Genomic DNA, 19,947 nt, shown 5'->3' on the forward strand with positions numbered 1-19,947 from the left:
GGGATATTGGCCAAGTGCGCGCCAAAGTCGCGGGTATAGTTAGTAAAGCAGGCATACTGGCTAGAGGCGGCCAACCCGGAGTTGAGCGTCTCACCAACCTGATTGTGAGCCCAGGAAGGATAGCGGCCGGCCACTCCCAGCCAGCTGCTGTTGTTATCAACGGCAACCATGGTTCCATGGGCATGATTACACGCCACTTCTGGATTTGGCTTCTGCGCCAGCACTTTAAACTCGTCAATCCAGCCACGGAATGATCTGTCAGCTGCGCCAGTACCGCCAAGCACAAGGTCACCGCGCTGCATTTGGAACAGCGGCGCGGAGAACGACTGACGATGCTGAGCAAAGCCGTCCACCAGCATGGTTACGCTGCGATTGCCAGGCTCCAGCTGCCATGCCAGATGACGCCAGCCTGGCTTGGCAAACACATTGATGTCAGCAACCAGACTGCCGTTCTGCACATACTGCACCCGACGAACACTGCCCGCTGTCGCCACCACACGGATTTCCGTATTGTCGGGAAACTTCACTAGCGTCACCGGACGGCCTTCGTTTGCTGCCAGACGCGGATCGACAAACACACTGATGTACCAGGGGTGATTGCTAATTACTTTATCGCGCTGATTTGGCACCGCATAAGTAATGTGATTGCTGCCGTCCAACCAGAATCCTTTACCCTTTATGCCACCCAGACCAACGGGCTCGATGCGGCCGTTCTTCGCTGTCACCCGACCATAGGAGGGTACTCGCCACTCCAGACTGGTCGATGCATTCTGGATATGCATGTCTTCGAATTCACCGTTGTAGATATTACGAAGTGGCACAATACCCTGAAGCAGGTTGCGACCATTGCCATCACGATAGTGCGGTGTGCGCCCACTGTTCACGTTCACCGGACCCTGAGTAATAGACGCTTGCATGCTCGACACAATAAATGCATCGGGATACTGATAGTCATCGAAGGAAACTTCGTCAGTAGCCACGCCGCTACTCATCAGCCACACCACATCCTGAGGGGTGATGGTTTTAAGGTTTTGGTGGTAATTAAAAATATTCTGCACGGAGTCGAGAATGTTGGCGTTAAACGAGTAGCCCGCTGGGTAGTTGGGCACCATATCCTTGCGCAACGGCATAACAAAACGGCCGCCACCAACACGCACCGAGACATCCGAACCCGCCGCATCACGATATAGATCCACGTTGTAGTGGCCCTGAGGTGCAACAGCAACCGCCCAGTCCACATGGTTGATCTCGGCATCGAGCAAAACAAACTTGCCATGGGTCCAGGCTCCACCAATCATCTGGCCACGATCATAATCCTTGGGCTGGTCGTAGCTATCACAGTTAGCACCAGCTTGAGCGCAACGACGCGGGTATCGGCTTTGATCTTCCTCGCTTAGCCGGCCACCCATGCCGGACATAAATACGTTATCACCCTGACGATCTACCCAGGGATAGGTACCACCCATATCGGCACCGTCGGCAATGTAGTTTCCTTCCGTATCGCGGAATGGATAGCTTGCCAGCCCGTACCGGCCAACCATATTGGGGTCATAGGGCGCATGGGAAATCGGATGAAAATCATTCCAGCCAGTAACATCACAGGGCTGCGCATCATCCGGCAACACCGAGTACACCAAGTCGTGCCCATAGATACCGGTGTGGCCGGTATTCGGGTTGGTCCAGAGGCGCGCAAAACCACCCCGGCGGCCAGTCAGCAGTCGTCCATCTTCCGTCACCACCGGCTCGTTCAGATTCGGCGAGCTATGCAGGGTGGCGCCGCGCACGGTGTCACCCAGAGTCACGTCGACAATTCGGGCATCCACGGTTTTCGGGTTAGCCACCTCAATGGTGGCAGGAGTGCCCCATAGCGAAGTGGTCAGCACTATGCTGGTGGAAGTGATAATGGTGACGTCATAGCAATCGTTCTTTCCATCTGCTCCACAAACGTAAGGATTGGGCTTCTCGCCGGGAGAGAAAAACTCCGGCGAGGCATCACAGATGGTGTGATGGTAGTTGTAGTTCACCACCGGCAGGCCTGCGGGAATACGCCGTGGCACCGGCACCATTACTGGCTTATTGGTATTCAATATCTGGGCACCCGCCGGGCCAGTCATGATCGGGCTGGTGACGCGCTCGGGCACGTGTAGCGAAAACAGCATATTGCGCAGGATCGGGCTTTCCTCTCGCCCGGCACCGCCTTCAGCTACCAGTGCCACCCGGCCATCCATGGTGGTGCGATTGCCGGGAATCATCGGGCTAGTGAAGCGGAACTGGTCATCTATGCGCGCCACATCACGCATGATCAGCGGCGGCTCGGGCCGCGCTGGCGGCGGCGGAGGTGGCACCCGGGACATACCCAATGCGTCCATAACCAGAACCAGGCCACCCAGCCCCACCACAAGCTTTGTCCACAGCAACTGTCGACCCGACGCATACCCTGTCATCCCACACCCCGTTTTATTCGTCTAAGTATTTGGTATTAGTGTCTTTTTTTCAGACATGCAAGACTATTCTTGCATGCAAGTGCAAATGCAAGCCTTGTCTTGCATAATGGCCTGAACGGCATATCGATTGATTGAGTGGGTCAGCGCCGTATCGTCTAATGCCAACTTGCAAAACCAATACAGGACACAGCGATGACAGCACGCCGTTTAGCGAACAGCAGGCCGGCCAGCAAGTCCCGGGGAAAAACCCGGCAAAAGCTGCTGGACGCTGGCTTGGTGCTGTTTGCGCAGAAGGGCGTGGAAGGCGTCACCGTCAGCGAGCTGGAAGAGGCAGTGGGACTTAAGGCCGGCAGTGGCAGTTTCTACCGTCACTTTCCCGATAAGGGAGCACTACTTGAGGCGCTAATTGAACAGGAAATAGAAAAAGCGCAAACGCGACGGGCCCGGGAGCAAGGCGCTTTGGACGACCCCGGCCAGGACGTCCGTGAGGCCTTGACCCTGCAGTTCCGCCTGACCCTGCGCGGCCTGCGGGAGAACACTGCGCTGATCAACCTGCTCAATCGCGCAGCGGACCACTTCCCGGCGCTTATCAGTCGCCTGCGCGCGGCTTTTGTTCTGGATGCCACTGAAACCGTGGCACGCAGTTATGCCGGCCGCATACAGCGAGGAGACATGGTCAGTGCCGACCCCGCAGTACTGGCCACACTGGTACAGAGCACGCTTTTCGGCTACTTCAGCGCGGAACAGGCCTTTGGCCGGCCCGCCAATGCTGAAGCAGCAGAGACAGCTCTTATCGACACGCTGGTGAAGATACTAATTCGATAACCATTACCAGCAAGGGAGTGTCCGACTCGCGGTCGCCTGCCTGGCTCAAAGTTCGCCAGCAAAACGCCGCACCACATCTCCAGCGGACTCCACCGCCTGAATATGGCCGATGCCCTTGCCCGCCTGCCAGTACTGGGCATACCCGGGATTTAACGCCACTTTTTTGTAACGCTGGGTAGAGCGCAGTAATAGCAGCATGCGAGTGAGTTTCTTTGTCCTGCGGTTCTTCAACAAACGGCTAGTGATAGGACCGGTGCGCAAACCGAGCTTTTCCATGTCCGGGGTGCGAATCACCGACGAAAAAGTGCCCGCCAGCTTGTTGGTCCAGACGATATCATCCTCTCCGTGATCGACAATGGCCTGCTTGTAATCATCCGGCACCTGACACTCCGTGGTAGCCAGAAACCGGGTTCCCAATTGCACTCCCGCATAGCCCGCATCCAGCATGCGTTTGAAATCATGTTCATCGCCCACCCCACCGGCACACACCAGCGGCACGGCAAGATCGCCAAGCTCCTCGAGTATCTGCTCTGGGGAAACTTGCCCGGTCTGACCGCCGGCGCGATTGTTGACGCAGTTAAGACCATCAACCCCGGCATCCACCGCCTTCTGCGCGAACGAGCGGGTAGTGACATCATGGTAAACAGTAATACCGTGCTCCCGCGCCACCTTCACAATGGGCTTGGGATTGCCCAGTGAAGTGAGGAAGAACTTCACCCCTTCTTCAATGGCGATCTCCATCCACTGGCGATTACGCTGCTCGTAGACCTTAACGCCATCCATTAAGGTGAAATTGACACCGAACGGCTTATCGGTGAGTGACTTGATCAGGCGCAGGCCTTCGCGAAAATCATGTTTGTAAATATGGGTCATAGAGATCGGCTGGACCACCCCCATGCCACCGGCCTCAGACACAGCGGCCACCAACTCCGGATTGGAACCAGGATACATGGGCCCACAAATCACCGGCACCTCGATGCCAAGCTGTTGCAAAAGCTTATCTCGCATTGAAAAAGACACAGAAGCCCCTCATTGGTCAGAAAACAATACTCCGAAGTATGCATTTTCCAGACAGCTTCTGCACTTTGCAGCCACGCCGTTGCGCCACATCAATGCATGGCCTTGTGTGAGGTAGTTTCATCCCCATTTAACAGCTACACCAACGGAGAGCTGCCATGACCAACCCTGTCGTCGTTACTTGCCCGCACTGCCACAGCAAGAACCGTGTGCCCGCAGACAAACTGGCAGCAGGCGGCAAGTGCGGTCGCTGCAAGGGCGACCTGTTTGACCGGCACCCCGTCGTGTTAACCGGGCAAAACTTTGATAGCCATGCCCAGGCGGACCTGCCCCTGCTAGTAGATTTCTGGGCGCCCTGGTGTGGGCCATGCAAGCAGTTTGCCCCAGTGTTCGAGCAGGCCGCCGGAGTACTGGAGCCACAGGTGCGACTGGCCAAGATCAACACCGAATCCGAACAGTCATTGGCGCAGCGCTTTGCCATCCGCAGCATTCCAACCCTGATCCTGTTCCGTAATGGCAAGGAAGTGGACCGTATGTCCGGTGCCCTGCCGGGGAATGCCTTGGTGCAGTGGGTGCAGCAACATATTCGTTGACTCGGCAGCCACACCGGTGTGCTAGGATTTACCCATGACTATGCGACTGCTCCTCGCCTTGCTAATGATTCTGTCTGCGCCGCTTGCGGCGGCGCAGCATCTTGGCTGCGGGCAAATGGCGGCCGTACCCGTGGCTGCTACAGCCACTGCAGCAACTTCAGACAGCCATGTTCATCAGCCTATGGCGTCTGCCGAACATCACGATCACCGGGCAGCAATGACCGCTGCCATCTCGGCAACTGCAGATGCCGAGCAAGACTGTGAAAACTGCGATCTTGCCTGTCTTGCTGCCTGTGCTGCGGTGGCAATGCCGGCATCGATCACTGATATACGCTCTGCCGTAAGCCACATCACCCCGGAACTACCCTATGCGGCTGACCTGCTGCTTTCCCACCCGACTCCCCTGCTAAGACCGCCCACACCAGCCAGCGCCTGATGACCCGTTGGGGTCCACCGGCCTGCGCCTTTTGCGCGGGAATCTGTTGGCTGTGGGAGTGTAAAAAACATGAATTTATCAAGTCGTACCGGCCGCCTTACGCTGGTGCTGTTGACCTTGGTCATCACTGGCTGCGCGGTCAATCCACCGCAGCATGGAGAGCAGCAGGCCCATGACCTGCTGGCGCAACGCGGCCTGACGGTTAGCCAAACCGCCAGTGAATTCCGTGGTGAACTATCTCGCCAGCAGGCGGTGCAGGCCACGCTGCTAAATCACCCTGCGATGCGCGCTGAATATGCCAGGCTGGAAATCGCAAGTGCCGATGTGGTCCGTGCCAGCGAGTTAGTCAATCCGAGCCTTTCACTGTCGTGGCTGGATGTCAGTAGTGGTGGAAGCGAGTTCAGCATTGGACTCAGCCAAAGCCTGGCCGGGGTAATGCTACGACCAGCGCGAAGACGCATGGCGGAAGCAGAATATGAACTGGCGGTGCTGACTCTGGCCGAGTCACTGCAATCACTGGCTCTGGAAAGCGAAGCAGCCTGGTATGCCGTTGCTGCAGCGGAGCAACGGCTGCAGTTGCAACGTTGGGCCAGTAATACCGCACTTTGGGCTGATCAGCTCGGCGAGCGCTTTGCCGCCGCAGGTAATATTACGCCACTTGAACGAGCCCAGCTGGCACGGCGTGGTGCTGAGGCGGAACTCGCCATGCTACAGGCCGAACGCGAACGCGATCAGGCACGTAGCGAACTGGCAGTGTGGCTGGCGCTAGCGCATGACGATTGGCAGGTCAGTGCCGCCCTGCCCTTACCCGTTAGTCACCACGCGGACGCAGATGCCATTATTGCCGACGTCCTGGAGCACCACCCGGCACTGCAGCAGATCCGCCAGCGCAAGTCCGGACTGCAACAACAACTGGGCGGCGAGCAACGTCAGCGCTGGCTCGACGATGCCGAAGTCGGCATTGAGCACGATCGCAGCGGTGACGAGCGCGCCACCGGGCCGACGCTTGGCTTCCGTTTGCCACTCTGGCATCGCAGCCGCGGCACCTTGCAGGCTCTCGCCGCGCAGCAGGAACTGCTGGACGCGGAGGAAGCCATGCTGCGCCAGCAACTGCCAGTGAAGATCCGTACTCAGCTGAACAGACTGCAACAGCTACATGCGGCTATTACCAGTCGCCAGCAGCGACTCCTGCCAGCGCTTGCTGCAGAGGTGGATGCCCGGCAGAAGCGAGTCAACTTTATGCTCGACGGCGTCTTCGATTTACTCGAAAGCAAGGCGGACGAGCTGGATGGCTGGATTGACCAGGTTAACTCTCTGGCCAACTACTGGCAGCAGCAAGTGGAACTGGCTCGCTTGCTTGGTCAGGCCACGACGAGTCATGGCGGCGACAGCTTTGATATCACCGCCGTTGCCCCCGCTAACCCCGCCAGCATACCGGTACAGGACGATCCGCACAGAGGACATCACTGATGAACCGCAGAGACTTTTTGTTTGCCGCTGGCGCCATGCTTCCCGCTGCGGCCATTACCAAAGCGCTGGCTGAGTCCGGCCATGTGCAACACAACAATGGCGAAGCCACTGCCGGGAAACGTACCGGTCAGGGATATATGCCAGTGCATACACCGAATGGCTGGACGCTACCCCATAAGATGGTCGATGGCGTGAAAGAATTTCATCTGGTTGCTGAAGAAATCGAGCACGAATTTGCCCCCGGCTCAAAAGCAAAATGCTGGGGCTACAACGGCACCACACCGGGCCCAACCCTGGAAGCGGTGGAAGGCGATCGGGTGCGCATTTTTGTCACCAATCGTTTGCCGGAACATACCAGTATCCATTGGCACGGCCTGATTCTGCCTGCTGGTATGGACGGCGTCTCTGGCGTTACCCAACCTGCCATTCAGCCGGGCGAAACTTTCGTCTATGAATTTACCCTGCAACAACATGGCACCCATATGTACCACCCCCACGCGGATGAAATGGTGCAACTGGCCATGGGAATGATGGGTATGTTTATCATTCACCCGAAACATGGCGAGGCTGACCCAGTGGATCGTGACTACGCTATCTTGTTGCATAACTGGGCCATGCACCCGGGAACGTCGCGCCCTGACCCAGCGGTAATGCAGGAGTTCGACCTGTGGACAATGAACTCAAAAGTATTTCCAGCCATCGATTCACTGGTGGCTAAAACCGGCGAGCGAGTGCGTATTCGCATAGGCAACCTGTCCATGTGGAATCATCCGATTCATCTGCATGGTGTGCAGTTTCATGTCACTGGCAGCGATGGCGGGCGCTGGCTGAAAAATCAGTGGCGCAGCGAAGTTACCGAAATTGTTGGCGTCGGTCAGGCCCGTGATATTGAATTCATTGCGGTTCCCGGCGACTGGGCATTTCATTGCCATATGTCGCACCACACCATGAATGCCATGGGTCATGACATTCCCAATACACTCGGCGTTGACCAGTCGGGAATTGAAAGTGAAATTCGCAAGCTACTACCGGGATATATGGCCATGGGCGAGCATGGCATGGCCGAGCATCAGGAGCATACCGACAGTGGCCATATGCGCGGCCCGGACAACACGCTGCCCATGATGATGGGCAAGGGCCAATTCGGAAATATAGAAATGGGCGGCATGTTCACCCTGGTAAAAGCCCGGGATGATATGGCTCCCGGTGATTTTAGCGACCCGGGCTGGTACCAGCACCCCAGCGGCACGGTAGCACGCCGAATTAGCAGCAGCCCCGATTACGGCAGCCCGGCGCGACGCGGCACACCGGCCAGCAAACGCAGCGAGGCCTTGCCGACACCATCACGAAAGAACCCTCACGATCATCACTGAATCAGGAGCACCACTATGCGCACATCGATCAACCACTTGATCCGCAAGTCACCTTTGCTGATGGCATTGCTAGCCGCCCTATTCTCTGCGACACCTACAACCACGCTGGCGGAGTCCCTTGCCGAAATCACCGTATGGCATAGCCCCACTTGCGGTTGCTGCACGAAATGGGTCAACCATCTGGAGCAATATGGCTTCCCGGTCCGCAGCCATGCGCAAAATGATGTTGCCATGATTAAACATCGCTTGGCGCTACCGAACAAAATGGCCTCCTGCCACACCGCCATGGTCGACGGCTATATCATTGAAGGCCACGTACCGGCGGAGGATATCGAGCGACTGCTAAAGGAACGCCCGTTTGTTCGTGGCCTGAGCGTGCCGGGAATGCCAGTGGGCTCGCCAGGCATGGAGATGGGGGAGCGCATTGACCCCTACGAGGTACTCAGCTTTGATGAAGACGGCAACACCGAGGTGTTTTCTCGCCACCCCTGAGGACTGACTGACCATGCCGCCGGCCTGGCCATAGCCTGCTAATAAATGCCGGCGTCGAGGCCTGCGGCAAGGGTCAAGGCCAACTCTTCACATTGGCCAGTAAATTCATTCTGCCAATCACCGCGACAAATAAGCATGTCCTGCACCAGCTTCCAACGCAGTCCGGTGAGAATAGTTTCCAGTGCCTTTTTCGTGCCCGTGCCATCGTGACCGGCACGAATATAGACAGCACAAGGCAGGCCCTGCTTTTTCTCTAGTACCGGATAGTAACAGCGGTCGAAAAAATCCTTCATGGCGCCGGCCATATAGGCCAGATTTTCTGTGGTACCGAGCAAAATTGCATCGGCACCGAGCACATCTTCAGGCTGGGTTTCCAGCGGCGGCTTCCAGATAGCTTCAATACTACCGCTCAGGTCCGGGTGGCATGCACCGCGCAAGGCCGCCTCCGCTAAAGTACGGGTATTATCAGAAGGCGCGTGAGCAACAATAAGCAGGCGTTTTTTAATCATAGGGTCAGTGTAACAGACCGCGCCTCCAGCCAGTCCGCCACCTGTGGCCAGATTGCCTGCGGTGCGCCACTACCACCAAGAATGGCCACATGACCGCCGGGCACGCGCAGGTGAGTTTTATCTTCGCTGCTCACCAGATCCATGATCGGCATTGAGCATTGCTCGGTAACTATAGGGTCATCACGACCAGTCACCAGCAACAGACTGGCCTTTACGCCGTCAAAACCCTGCTTGCTTTCCAACTGCGGCAAACGGTTATGGGCAAGCACATTATCAACCCAGAGAAACTGGATGATGTCCTGCACCACGCCGCCGGGATAGGCCACCATGTCATCAAGGAAAGCTCCCTGAGTTGCATGTGTCTTAACGTATTCGCGGTTATGCAAATTCTTCAGCAGATCCACATAGCCCTGCATGCTGCCGACCGGGTTGGTGAGCTTGAACATCAAGCTATTCATCCAGCCCGGCGAGCGCCACAAACGTTTGCTGGTTCGATGAACACGCAGGCCCGTGCGCTTTTCCAAGGCCCGTACTTGACGGCTTAAAAACTGATACTGGCGACCCAGCGCACCATTACGGTGGTAATCCAGCGGCGCACCGATCAATGCCAGATTTTCAATATCAGGATCGCCGAGTGCGGTGTAACACAGCGAGAATAAGCCGCCAAAACTCCATCCATGCAGCGACAGCTTTCTCTGGCCAGAATGCTGACGGACTTTCTCCAGCAGGCCAGGCATCATGCCGGCGTAATAGTCCGACAGGTGCAGGCTGTCATGTCGCCGACCCGGACGCCCCCAGTCAATCAGGTAAAGCTCGAAACCACGGGCACGCAAATAGCGCACCAAAGAACGCTCGGGGAACAGGTCATAGATCAACATATTCACTGCTAATGGCGCCACCAGCACCAGTGGTACGGGCAGCGGCTGCGGCCGCACAGCAACCTGCTCGCCGTTGACCCTGATGCTGTCTTCCTGAAGCGGTGGGTAGTAGCGCAGCCGGACAATATCCTGCTCATGAATGACCTCAAAAGGGGTCAGCTGAGCCTGCACCAAAGACTGCGCATCAAGAAAACGATCACGGGCGTTGTCCGCCAGATGGCGCGCCCGGCGTGTCAGCGATGGTTTTTTCTGGCGGGCATGCAAAGCAAGGTTAGGCATAACGAGCACCGTGGATCAGCGGGTGCCCAGTGTAGCCAGCCAACGAATTCGGTCACTGGCCGAAACTGACAAATCTGTTGTCGCCGCTGCCATAACCGCACAAGCCCGCGCCAACCGGTCAACGGAGCACAGGCTTGTGCGGCCCGGGAGGGGGCCCGGGAAGACTTGAATCGGTAAGGGATCAGGCCTCGGCGGGCTCATGGTAGCGGTTGGCCCGGCGGAAGGTCCCCAGGTCATTGAAACGGATACCATTCCTGCGCAGCACTTCATGGGCGCGCTTTGCCGTCATCTGTCGAACGTAGAACGGATCACGCACGACGAAATGGTGGATCGCGTGAGTGCTGCCAAAGTTGAAGCAGAACGCCTGCAGTGGCAGCAGCCACCATACGTTGAGCACCTGACACTGCTGGGCAACATTACCAGGCTCATTGTCACCGTAGTAATGCATGTTTGAAGAAATAAAGTGCAAGCAGAAAGTGCGCAGCACATTTGGCGCAATCAGTGTCACCACAAAAATGTGTATCCATGGCATCTGTGCTTCAATCCAGACCGGCCAGGGGATTGATCCGCCGGCCAGCCAGGCAACCCCGTTGGCGAGATGATAGATCACATATCCGTGCCAAATAAGATATACCGTGCTGCCCACCGGAATGTAGCTAAACAAGCTGATAAGACGCAGGTTCTTCAGGTCCTGTTTATCGATTACACCCTTTTTTAGCAGCCGGTGTGGCTCTGTCAGATAAGCTCTGGCACGGAGGTAAACGGCCAGCATATGGTCGCCAACCATGAGTAAACGCCGCAGGCCCCACTTCTCACCATTGGTAATGCCCCGCTCCTCAAGATCGGTTGCGGTGCCAGATACCTTGTGATGATGAAAATGCAGATGCCGGCGCACCCATGGATTGATTGTAATAGGCCGGGCCAGATACACACCCAGCATCATTAGATGATGGATAAACTTGTTCTTTTTAAAGTACATCCAGTGAATCAGATCATGCTCCAGCTCGTGCAGCAGCGATGTCCAGAATGCGGTTAACACAATCACCGCCCAGGCTGGCATAACTCCGATCAGGTATAGCCAGGCATTGATACCAATACCTGCAAGACTGATAGTAAAAATACCGAACCCGATAGCATCCTGATGGCGCAGCCAGCCATGTCGGCTACGAATGTCATCGCTGATCGCAATGATTTCCCGCTGGATGGTTTTGTCAGTATTGGCCGTAGCGCGCCTCGGTGTGTTGGTCATAACCATTCTCCGGCAATATGAATGCCGCCAGACTACGGGCAATCAGTGTGCAACACTTGCTGCTGCATGCCAGCTGCTTGACCAAGGATGCCAGATGACAACGGAACGCCGTACCGCCGCCATGTTTCTCAGCCCCCTGGCACCGATGCTACGACGCACGGGCATTGATGCTGCCACTGTATTTTCCCGCCATGGCATTGCCCTGCAAGACACCATGAATCCAGAGGCTCAGATCACGGTGCTCAGCACAGCGGCACTACTGGAGGAGTGTGAAACCCTGTTGGGAGATCCATCGCTTGGTATCAATATGGCGCGCCACGCGGAGTACTCCACCTTCGGCGCGCTCGGGCTGGCGCTGGCCGCTGGCGGCGACTTGCGTAGTGTGCTTAATCGTATTGTCCGCTTTCATCGACTAATCAGTGACGCGGCAACCACTGAGCTCAGTGAAGACGAAAATCAGATTGGCCTGCACCTGATTCCGGCTGATGGCCCCCAGCCCAATCCCCATGCGTTGCTATTTGTGCTGGCAATTATTCAGCGCATGGTGCGCATTCGCCTGCCCGGACAGGGGGATCCGGTGCAAGTAATGACACCGCAGATTCCAGCGATGATGGCAGCGGCTATGACGCGCTACTTTCGCTGCCCTGTAATCCAGGGAGACCATTTCGCCCTGTTCTTTCATCGTCACGCCAGCCAACTACAATTTGCCGCCAGCGACCCTCAGGTAGCAGCCATGCTTGACGCGACTCTGGCACAGCGACTGGCGGAGGCAGAGCGAGGCTCGCTGTCCACTCGGCTATCACTTTGGATTGAAGATCGTTTGCCGGAAGGAGAGCCGGCGCTGTCCGATGCGGCATCGCTGCTAAACATGAGCGTGCGCAGTCTGCAGCGACGGTTGAAAGAAGAACACCTGACCTGGCAGCAGCTGATCGAGAACACCCGTCGAGTGCTGGTGGAAAGACACCTGCGACAGCCAGGCATGAGCATCACACAGCTTGCATTTCTGCTCGGCTTTGCTGATGTCAGCTCGTTTTCACGAGCCTTTCGAAAATGGTATGGAGCATCCCCCACCCAGCTACGCTAATCAGACTTTTCGAGCAACAACGAAAAGCACTTGCCAGGTTAGTGGCAAACCCTTGTCATCACGCTTCATCTCGTAGGCCTGCTCCAGAGCCCGACGCCGCCGCGGTGACAGCAGTCCAGCGGACTGTCGGCCACTGACATGATGGGCGCCGGTTAGCTTTAACATCCGGCCAATGGCGGCAAGTGATGGATAATGCTCAGTCACGGTGATGGTTTGCGCATCAATGCAGGCAAGCTGGTGACGCTCCAGCTGCTGCAACCACTGCGGTGCGCCAAGTAATGTATTGACGTGCACCTGCTCGTCGACCTGCGCCCAACTATCCTTCAGCTCACGCAAGGTTCCAGTCACCGGCAGCGCCATCATCAGCGTGCCGCCAAGGCGCAACACGCGGCCTATTTCCGCAGTGACTGCAGCAGCATCAACCCACTGCAAGGCGAATGAACTGAACACCATATCCTGTGACCCATCCGCCAGCGGCAAGGCTGTAGCATCTGCGCATACCGGTTGATAGCGGTCATGCAGACGACCTCGCTGGTGCGCCTCATCCAGCATCGCCTGAGAGACATCCACTCCCAGCCAGTGACAGTTCGGCAAACGCGCACAAAGCGCTCGCGCCATCGGCGCAGGGCCACAACCAAGATCAATCCCCTGCTGCGCAGCGAAGTCATCGGGCAACATAGCGAGAAGACTGCGGGCCACAGAAATTTGTACCGCAGCGTGCTCGTCGTAACTACGCGCCGCACGACCAAAAGCGCGGGCAATGGCCTGCTCGCTCATGAGGATTCCTTAACAATGCCAAGCGTGCGCCAGCCATGCTTCAGGGCATTAATAAATTGCTCAGGCTGCGACACGAAAGGCACATGGGAAACATCCTTCAAAACACACACTTCATGCTGGGCGGCAAGCATATCGGCGGTTGCCGGAGGAACAATATTGTCAAACTCACCAAACAACATCAGTCGCGGCAAAGACAATGCCGCCAACTCTTCGCGCAAGTCGCTATCACGCAGCACCGCCAAGCCACCACGCAATGCACGCGGCGCAGGCAGACCGCAGAAATAGAGAATATCCTTCAGCTTGCGAACGTCATCACGGACCGTACTGGCATCTTTGCAATTGAGCGCTAGAAAACGTATCAGCGTACCCTCTACATCTTCGTCAAAAACCTGCATAAAACGATCAAAAAGACGGGCCTCAACACCGGGCCAATCACCCGCGGCAACGAACTTGGGCGTTGCCGCCACCATGGTTAGTGACAACACCTGTTGCGGACGTTCACTGGCCAATCGCAGGGCCACCAGCCCACCCAGCGACCACCCCATCAGGTGACATTGGGGTGGCAAGATCTCACCAACATGCTGCGCCAGATAGTCCAGCGTGTAATCCCCCGCAGGCATTGGGCTTTGCCCCATGCCCGGCAGGTCAATCACGGTGACGCGAAAATATTCAAGCAGCCCGGGCATAATGTCGTCCCAGACAATGGAATGCAGACCCCAGCCGTGCAGCAGAACGAGGTCCGCGGCCTTGTCTGCCATTGGCCCCGTACAGCGGTAAGTATTGTGAAACAGCACCAGTGAAGTCATGGATTCCTACAGTGATTCAATCAAACGGTCGATATCTTCAGGCTCATGGGACGCACTCAGGGTGATCCGTAATCGGGCGGTGCCTTCCGGTACTGTCGGCGGGCGAATTGCGCTAATCAGAAAGCCTCTCTGCAACAGACGCTGACTCAGGGCCAAAGCCTCTCCATCGTCACCAATCAACAACGGCTGGATAGGTGTTGCGGAATCCATCAATTGAAAGCCACGTTGCGCAGCACCCAGACGGAAGCGGGCGATCAGCCCTTGCAGTTTCTCTCGGCGCCAGTGCTCCTCGCGTAGCAGCACCAGGCTGGCCAATGTGGCCGCTGCCACCGCCGCAGGTAAAGCCGTGGTGTAGATATACGGGCGAGCAAACTGAATCAAGGTTTCAATCAATTCGTCACTACCGGCAACAAATGCACCAAAGGTGCCAAACGCCTTGCCAAGGGTACCAACTAACACCGGCACTCGCGCCTGCACGCCCTGGGCCGCAACACAGCCACCGCCGTGCTCGCCGAGCACACCAAAACCATGGGCATCATCCACCATTAGCCATGCCTGATGCTGTTCGCACACATCAGCCAACTCAGCCAGCGGTGCCACATCGCCATCCATGCTGAACACACCGTCCGTCACCACCAGTTTGCGACGCACATCCGCACCAGCAAGCTGCGCTGCCAGACTGGCCGCATGGACATGTTGATAACGGCGAAAGCGGGCTCCACTGGCAAGGCCACCATCAATCAGTGAGGCATGATTGAGGCGATCCTCAAACACCGCATCACCTTTACCGACCAACGCCTGAATAACACCAAGGTTGGCCATATAGCCGGTCGAAAAAAGTAACGCCCGCGGTCGGCCGCAGAATGCCGCCAGTTGCTCTTCCAAAGCATGATGATAATGACTATGACCACACACCAGATGAGAGGCGCCACTGCCGACACCGAACTCGTCCGCCGCCTTCTTGAAAGCTGTCACCAGCTGGGGATGATTTGCCAGACCAAGATAATCATTGCCACAGAAATTGAGCAGCCGCTGACCATCGACCAGCGCTTCGCGACCCGCTGGCGCCTGCTGCTCCAAACGCTGACGATAACGCCGCAGCTGACGGCGCTCCGCCAGCGCGGCGCTGAGATCGAACGGCTGTGTCATGGTCCCGTCAGGCGTCGGCAGCAGACTGCTTGCCAAGGACAGATTTGGCTTGGCGACTACTCATGGCATCGTGATACAACGGCGCCGACTGGGCGGTCTGCACCTGACCGAGCAGTGCATCTTCCGTCGCCTCATCCGAGCATTCATCGCGCGGGTCGAGCGGGTGAATACCCAAACGACCAAACAGCTTCTGATCGTGGCCAGTCTCCGGGTTATCAGTGGTGAGCAGACGATCACCATAGAAAATGGAGTTGGCGCCGGCAAAGAAACATAACGACTGCATTTCGTCATTCATTTCCTGACGCCCGGCGGAAAGACGAACATAAGACTGCGGCATCAGGATACGTGCCACCGCAATGGTGCGAACAAATTCAAAGGTATCCAGATCTGCCACATCCGCCAGCGGTGTGCCCTTGATCTTGACTAGCATATTAATCGGCACGGATTCCGGATGGGCTGGCAGGTTGGCCAGCTGCTGCAGCAAGCCGATGCGATCGCGACGATCTTCGCCCATACCGACAATACCGCCTGCGCAGACTTTCATGCCCACATCACGAACATGGGCCAGAGTTTCCAAGCGGTCGTTGTAACTACGGGTGGAAATAATCTGGCCGTAGTATTCCGGCGAGGTATCCAGATTGTGGTTGTAGTAATCCAGCCCGGCGTCGGCCAGCTGGCCGGCCTGATCTTTCGACAACATACCCAGAGTCATGCAGGTCTCCAGCCCCATGGCCTTGACCTGTTTAACCATGTCGAGCACGTAAGGCATGTCTTTTTCACGGGGGCTGCGCCAGGCGGCACCCATGCAAAAACGGGAAGCACCGTTCTCCTTTGCAGCCCGAGCCTCGGCAAGCACCTTTTGCACTTCCATCAACTTTTCTTTTTCCAGCTCGGTGTTGTGATGACCAGACTGGGAGCAGTATTTGCAGTCTTCCGGACAGGCGCCGGTTTTGATCGACAGCAAGGTGGATACCTGCACCGCATTGGGGTCGAAGTGCTGGCGGTGCACGCTCGCCGCACGGAATAGCAAGTCGTTGAACGGCAGGGAAAACAGGGCGTCAATCTCATCGCGACGCCAGTCATGGCGTACATCAGCAGCTGCGGGGGACGACTTCAGGGTGGACTCGGCAGCAGTCATGCTGGCTCTCCGGAGCAATACAGGGATGCTCGCAGACTAGGAGGGCCGACCATGGCTGTCAATGTCCCAAACGCTACAAAGGTTTACTTTTGCTCGTTATTTAACCAATTCAAGTCTCCTTGCTGCCTTTGTGGCCAATCCACTCTCACCATCTCAGGGTTCTGCCAAGGCTGCCTGAACGACCTGCCCCGCCTCTCCGGGCCTCTGTGCCGTTGCGCTCTGCCTCTTGAGGACAATATCGAGCCCACGGATGCCGACGACCTGGCGCCGCTGTGCTCGCGCTGCCTGGACCGCTCACCCGCCTATCTCGGCATTCAAGCACCCATGCTCTACTGCCAACCGCTTTCCAGGCTGGTCAATGGCTGGAAGCACCACGGCCGCCTTCACCTGCAACAGCCTTTGCAGCATTTGTTGGTTAGCCAGCTTTGCACCCTGCCCGAGGTCGATCTGGTGGTACCCATACCACTGCACTGGCGACGCCAGTGGCGGCGAGGCTTCAACCAGACTGCCCTGCTCGCCAACGCACTGGCCGACAGGGCAAAGCTGCCATTTGCTGACGTGTTGCGCCGTCCTTCCGCGCAGCACCATCAGCAGGGCAGCAATGCCAACCAGCGACGATCGGCCATGCGCGGCAGCTTTGTCAGCAAAGCCCGCCTGGACGGCCTGCGAATCCTGCTGATCGACGATGTGGTCACCACCGGCAGCACGGTAGGCGCGGCCAGTCAGGCCCTGCTGGAGTCAGGTGCCCACAGTGTTTCAGTGGCGGCACTGTGCCGGGTGCTGCCTCCCGACATAACCGGAGATGACTCAGATCATTGTTGAGCGGGCTACGCCCATGCCAGCATCTCTGAGCCGGATAACCGATCGATCCGTTTGATATTTCAGGCATAATGCCCCGGTCGTCGCCCCTTATAAAAAGGAGAACAGCAAATGAAGCGTGTAATTGCAGCACTACTGGGGATGGCTCTGACTGTGCCGGTATTGGCCGAAGAGTTGTACAAAGGGGTTAATGTTTTGCGCGGCACCGTGGTGTCTTTCGGCCGGGTGGATCCCACAGAGAATATTGGTACTGGGCTGTTTTTCGATGCCAATTACACCAGCGTTGCCCTGAACGGCGGCGTAGCCACCAAGAGTTTCAGTAACGCCCCGGGTGGTGGTGGTGATCCGGGCCTGACGGATGCCTATGACGCCCGCTTTACCAATGCCTATTTCGGCGTCGGCTTCAGCCGCATCATCCAGTTCCAATATGGCTACGGCTCGGAGGGTGGGCTGGTTCGCCTGCGCTCGGACTTCAACTTCCGCGCCGTGGTGGACTTCCTCAGCAATACCCGCACGCGCAAAGACCGAATGCTGCTGGCCGACCGGCTGACCTTCACCGTCTCCGGCGAGAAATACAACGGCAAGGGCAAAGATATCTTTAATAACACCACTTGGGGCATTGGCCTGCTGTTCTGATATGGAGATCCTGATCAGTCAGGGGCACGCCCCACCCGCCAACCCAGGTGGCGCCACCGTCGTCATCGACGTGATCCGGGCCTTCACCACCGCCCATTACGCCTTTCTCGGCGGTGTCCACGAAATCCAGCTTGTGGCCACCGCTGAAGAAGCCTTGCGGCGTAAGCAGACGAACCCCGAATTGCTGCTGGCCGGAGAAATCGAAGCGCTGCCCATCGACGGTTTCGACTTCGGCAACTCGCCCTACGAAATAAGTCAGGCAGACCTTGTCGACAAGACTCTGGTACAACGCACAACCAACGGAGTCATCGCCACTCTGGCAGCACAGAACAGTTCTGTGGTGCTGGTTGCGGCGCTAGTCAATGCCGCGGCCACGGCTCGCTGGTTACTGCAACAGGACTATCACAACATCCTGCTGGTGGCGTCTCACCCGAGCGGCGATGAAGATGTTGCCTGCGCAGAGTACCTGCGGGGCTTGCTGGGCGGCACAGGCATTAGTCTCGACGAAGCGATACGCCGCACCCATCAGGCAAGTGCCGCGCAAAAGTTTCTTGATGGCCGCCACCCCCGACTGCGTGCCGCCGACATCCACATGGCCGCCGCAGAAGACCCAAGCGCCCGCCCTCTAAAGGTTAATTACGACCCACAGCCCAGTGTCCATCCGCTCTAACGACAGTTGTTGCAGCGCGTCAAGTTAGCCAGTCCCTACCGGTCATTGACCCTTCACAGAACAGCGTGCTTCCATCCTTTCCATCTCAAACGATCGTTTGAACAGCCGGAGGCAATATGATCGAGTGGTCCGAATCCCAGCAAATGATCCAGAAAATGGTGCGCGACTTTGTCGAAAAGGAAGTTGTGCCGCATCTGGACGATATTGAATACAACGGCACCCCGCCCTACGACATCCTGCGCAAGCTGATCAAAACCTTCGGCATGGACGTGATGGCAAAGGCCAGCTTCGACAAACAGATCGCTCGCGAGAAGGCCATTGCCGCCGGTGAAGTCGTCGACGAAAAGAAGAAGAAAGAAGGCTACAACGCCATGGCCGGCGAAGAGGCCGCCATGCGCATGATCCCGATTATCGAGATCTGCAAGCATGCCCAGGGTCTGGTCACCGCCATGGGCGTGTCCATGGGGCTGGGCGGTGGCGCCATCATGGGCAAGGGCACCATCGAGCAGAAAGAGCGCTGGGCGCTACCATTACTGACACTGGAGAAGGTTGGCGCGTGGGCGATCTCCGAACCAAACTCCGGCTCTGATGCCTTTGGCCAAATGAAGACACTGGCCAAGCGTGATGGCAAAGGGGGCTACATCATTAACGGAGCGAAAACGTGGATTACCAACGGCCCGTACGCCGACACCATCATCCTGATCTGTAAGCTGGATGACGAAGGCGTAGCACCACAGGATCGCAAGATCGTGTCGTTCATTCTTGATTCCGGCATGGAAGGCCTGACCCAATCAAAACCGTTCAAGAAAATGGGTATCGGCTCGTCGCCCACCGGTGAACTATTTCTGTCCAATGTGCATTGCGGTCCAGAACGTCTGCTCGGTGGCAGTGAAGATGGCTATGGCCGTTCTGGCGCCAAAGGCACTTTTATGCAGGAACGGGCCGGTGTCGCTGCGATGGCTCTGGGTATGGTTGAGCGCGCCATGGAGCTGTCCGTTCAATATGCGAAAGATCGCGTCCAGTTCGGTCGACCAATCGGCGACAACCAGCTCATCCAGCTCAAGCTCGCCAATATGGAAGTGGTGCGCATGAACCTGCAGAACATGGTATTCCGCTATATCGAGTCGGTGGCCCACGGCAAGCAGATGACCCTGGCCGAGGCCTCGGCGATGAAGCTGTATGCGGCACAGAGCGCCATGCAGGTGGCCACCGAAGCGGTGCAAATCCACGGTGGCTATGGCTATATGCGCGAATCACGGGTCGAGCAGCTAATGCGTGACGCCAAGATTCTGCAGATCTATGC

General features: G+C 57.1%; 20 protein-coding genes. 11 read left to right on the plus strand and 9 right to left on the minus strand.

Annotation, left to right across the window (positions count from 1 at the left end; translation table 11 throughout):
* Window positions 1-2,444 (minus strand): hypothetical protein (locus J1C54_RS14970; RefSeq protein WP_229149483.1); only part of this gene is annotated, 2,444 nt, incomplete at its 3' end.
* A gap of 192 nt (window positions 2,445-2,636) precedes the next feature.
* Here J1C54_RS14970 and J1C54_RS14975 point away from each other — a divergent pair.
* Entirely contained in the window at window positions 2,637-3,269 is a 633-nt protein-coding gene (locus tag J1C54_RS14975) for a TetR/AcrR family transcriptional regulator (RefSeq protein WP_229149484.1), read from the plus strand.
* Between the two features lie 45 nt (window positions 3,270-3,314).
* On the opposite strand, the gene J1C54_RS14980 is transcribed toward J1C54_RS14975, so the two are convergent.
* Window positions 3,315-4,289, minus strand: coding sequence for a nitronate monooxygenase (locus tag J1C54_RS14980; protein ID WP_229149486.1), 975 nt, complete (start codon window positions 4,287-4,289; stop codon window positions 3,315-3,317).
* Between the two features lie 155 nt (window positions 4,290-4,444).
* On the opposite strand from J1C54_RS14980, the gene trxC reads away from it, so the two are divergent.
* The 5 genes from trxC to J1C54_RS15005 all read left to right on the plus strand — a co-directional run bounded on the left by trxC (window position 4,445) and on the right by J1C54_RS15005 (window position 8,650).
* Window positions 4,445-4,879 (plus strand): thioredoxin TrxC, encoded by a 435-nt coding sequence (gene trxC / locus J1C54_RS14985; protein ID WP_229149487.1) that lies wholly within the window; start codon window positions 4,445-4,447, stop codon window positions 4,877-4,879.
* Window positions 4,880-4,913: 34 nt separating this feature from the next.
* A complete protein-coding gene (locus J1C54_RS14990; protein ID WP_229149488.1) occupies window positions 4,914-5,315 on the plus strand; it encodes a hypothetical protein in 402 nt (133 codons plus the stop codon).
* A 69-nt stretch (window positions 5,316-5,384) separates the two neighbouring features.
* Entirely contained in the window at window positions 5,385-6,785 is a 1,401-nt protein-coding gene (locus tag J1C54_RS14995; protein ID WP_229149489.1) for a TolC family protein, read from the plus strand.
* The gene (locus J1C54_RS15000; protein ID WP_229149490.1) at window positions 6,785-8,158 is read left to right on the plus strand and encodes a multicopper oxidase family protein; all 1,374 of its coding nucleotides are present in this window, start codon (window positions 6,785-6,787) and stop codon (window positions 8,156-8,158) included. The genes J1C54_RS14995 and J1C54_RS15000 overlap by 1 nt, the downstream gene beginning before the upstream one ends.
* A gap of 15 nt (window positions 8,159-8,173) precedes the next feature.
* Complete coding sequence (locus J1C54_RS15005; RefSeq protein ID WP_229149491.1) at window positions 8,174-8,650, plus strand: DUF411 domain-containing protein; 477 nt, start codon at window positions 8,174-8,176, stop codon at window positions 8,648-8,650.
* 38 nt (window positions 8,651-8,688) lie between these two features.
* On the opposite strand, the gene J1C54_RS15010 is transcribed toward J1C54_RS15005, so the two are convergent.
* The 3 genes from J1C54_RS15010 to J1C54_RS15020 form a co-directional block, all read right to left on the minus strand.
* Entirely contained in the window at window positions 8,689-9,159 is a 471-nt protein-coding gene (locus J1C54_RS15010) for a flavodoxin family protein (protein ID WP_229149492.1), read from the minus strand.
* Window positions 9,156-10,316: an alpha/beta fold hydrolase gene (locus tag J1C54_RS15015; protein WP_229149493.1), complete on the minus strand. Its 1,161-nt coding sequence runs from the start codon at window positions 10,314-10,316 to the stop codon at window positions 9,156-9,158. The genes J1C54_RS15010 and J1C54_RS15015 overlap by 4 nt, the downstream gene beginning before the upstream one ends.
* A gap of 181 nt (window positions 10,317-10,497) precedes the next feature.
* Entirely contained in the window at window positions 10,498-11,565 is a 1,068-nt protein-coding gene (locus J1C54_RS15020) for a fatty acid desaturase (protein ID WP_229149495.1), read from the minus strand.
* 94 nt (window positions 11,566-11,659) lie between these two features.
* Here J1C54_RS15020 and J1C54_RS15025 point away from each other — a divergent pair, with 94 nt between their 5' ends.
* On the plus strand, window positions 11,660-12,649 hold the full coding sequence (locus J1C54_RS15025; protein WP_229149497.1) for an AraC family transcriptional regulator: 990 nt from the start codon (window positions 11,660-11,662) through the stop codon (window positions 12,647-12,649).
* On the opposite strand, the gene J1C54_RS15030 is transcribed toward J1C54_RS15025, so the two are convergent.
* Genes J1C54_RS15030 through bioB form a run of 4 tightly spaced genes read right to left on the minus strand, consistent with a single transcriptional unit; the run spans window position 12,650 to window position 16,519 of the window.
* The gene (locus tag J1C54_RS15030; protein ID WP_229149500.1) at window positions 12,650-13,426 is read right to left on the minus strand and encodes a methyltransferase domain-containing protein; all 777 of its coding nucleotides are present in this window, start codon (window positions 13,424-13,426) and stop codon (window positions 12,650-12,652) included. It abuts the gene before it with no gap.
* Entirely contained in the window at window positions 13,423-14,232 is an 810-nt protein-coding gene (bioH, locus tag J1C54_RS15035; RefSeq protein WP_229149502.1) for a pimeloyl-ACP methyl ester esterase BioH, read from the minus strand. Before bioH ends, J1C54_RS15030 begins: the two co-directional genes overlap by 4 nt.
* 6 nt (window positions 14,233-14,238) lie before the next feature.
* Window positions 14,239-15,381 carry an 8-amino-7-oxononanoate synthase gene (gene bioF, locus J1C54_RS15040; protein WP_229149504.1) on the minus strand — a complete coding sequence of 381 codons (1,143 nt, stop codon included), beginning with the start codon at window positions 15,379-15,381 and terminating at the stop codon, window positions 14,239-14,241.
* Between the two features lie 7 nt (window positions 15,382-15,388).
* Complete coding sequence (gene bioB / locus J1C54_RS15045; protein WP_229149505.1) at window positions 15,389-16,519, minus strand: biotin synthase BioB; 1,131 nt, start codon at window positions 16,517-16,519, stop codon at window positions 15,389-15,391.
* A 51-nt stretch (window positions 16,520-16,570) separates the two neighbouring features.
* Here bioB and J1C54_RS15050 point away from each other — a divergent pair, with 51 nt between their 5' ends.
* The 4 genes from J1C54_RS15050 to J1C54_RS15065 all read left to right on the plus strand — a co-directional run.
* On the plus strand, window positions 16,571-17,341 hold the full coding sequence (locus J1C54_RS15050; RefSeq protein ID WP_229149507.1) for a ComF family protein: 771 nt from the start codon (window positions 16,571-16,573) through the stop codon (window positions 17,339-17,341).
* Between the two features lie 108 nt (window positions 17,342-17,449).
* Window positions 17,450-17,974, plus strand: coding sequence for a hypothetical protein (locus J1C54_RS15055; RefSeq protein WP_229149509.1), 525 nt, complete (start codon window positions 17,450-17,452; stop codon window positions 17,972-17,974).
* A gap of 1 nt (window position 17,975) precedes the next feature.
* Complete coding sequence (locus tag J1C54_RS15060; protein ID WP_229149511.1) at window positions 17,976-18,644, plus strand: 2-phosphosulfolactate phosphatase; 669 nt, start codon at window positions 17,976-17,978, stop codon at window positions 18,642-18,644.
* A 116-nt stretch (window positions 18,645-18,760) separates the two neighbouring features.
* Window positions 18,761-19,947, plus strand: a 1,187-nt coding sequence (locus J1C54_RS15065; RefSeq protein WP_229149514.1) for an acyl-CoA dehydrogenase family protein, incomplete at its 3' end; no start/stop codon positions are given.

The sequence above is a fragment of the Alcanivorax sp. 1008 genome, assembly GCF_020667895.1.
Classification (GTDB): Bacteria; Pseudomonadota; Gammaproteobacteria; order Pseudomonadales; family Alcanivoracaceae; genus PGZG01.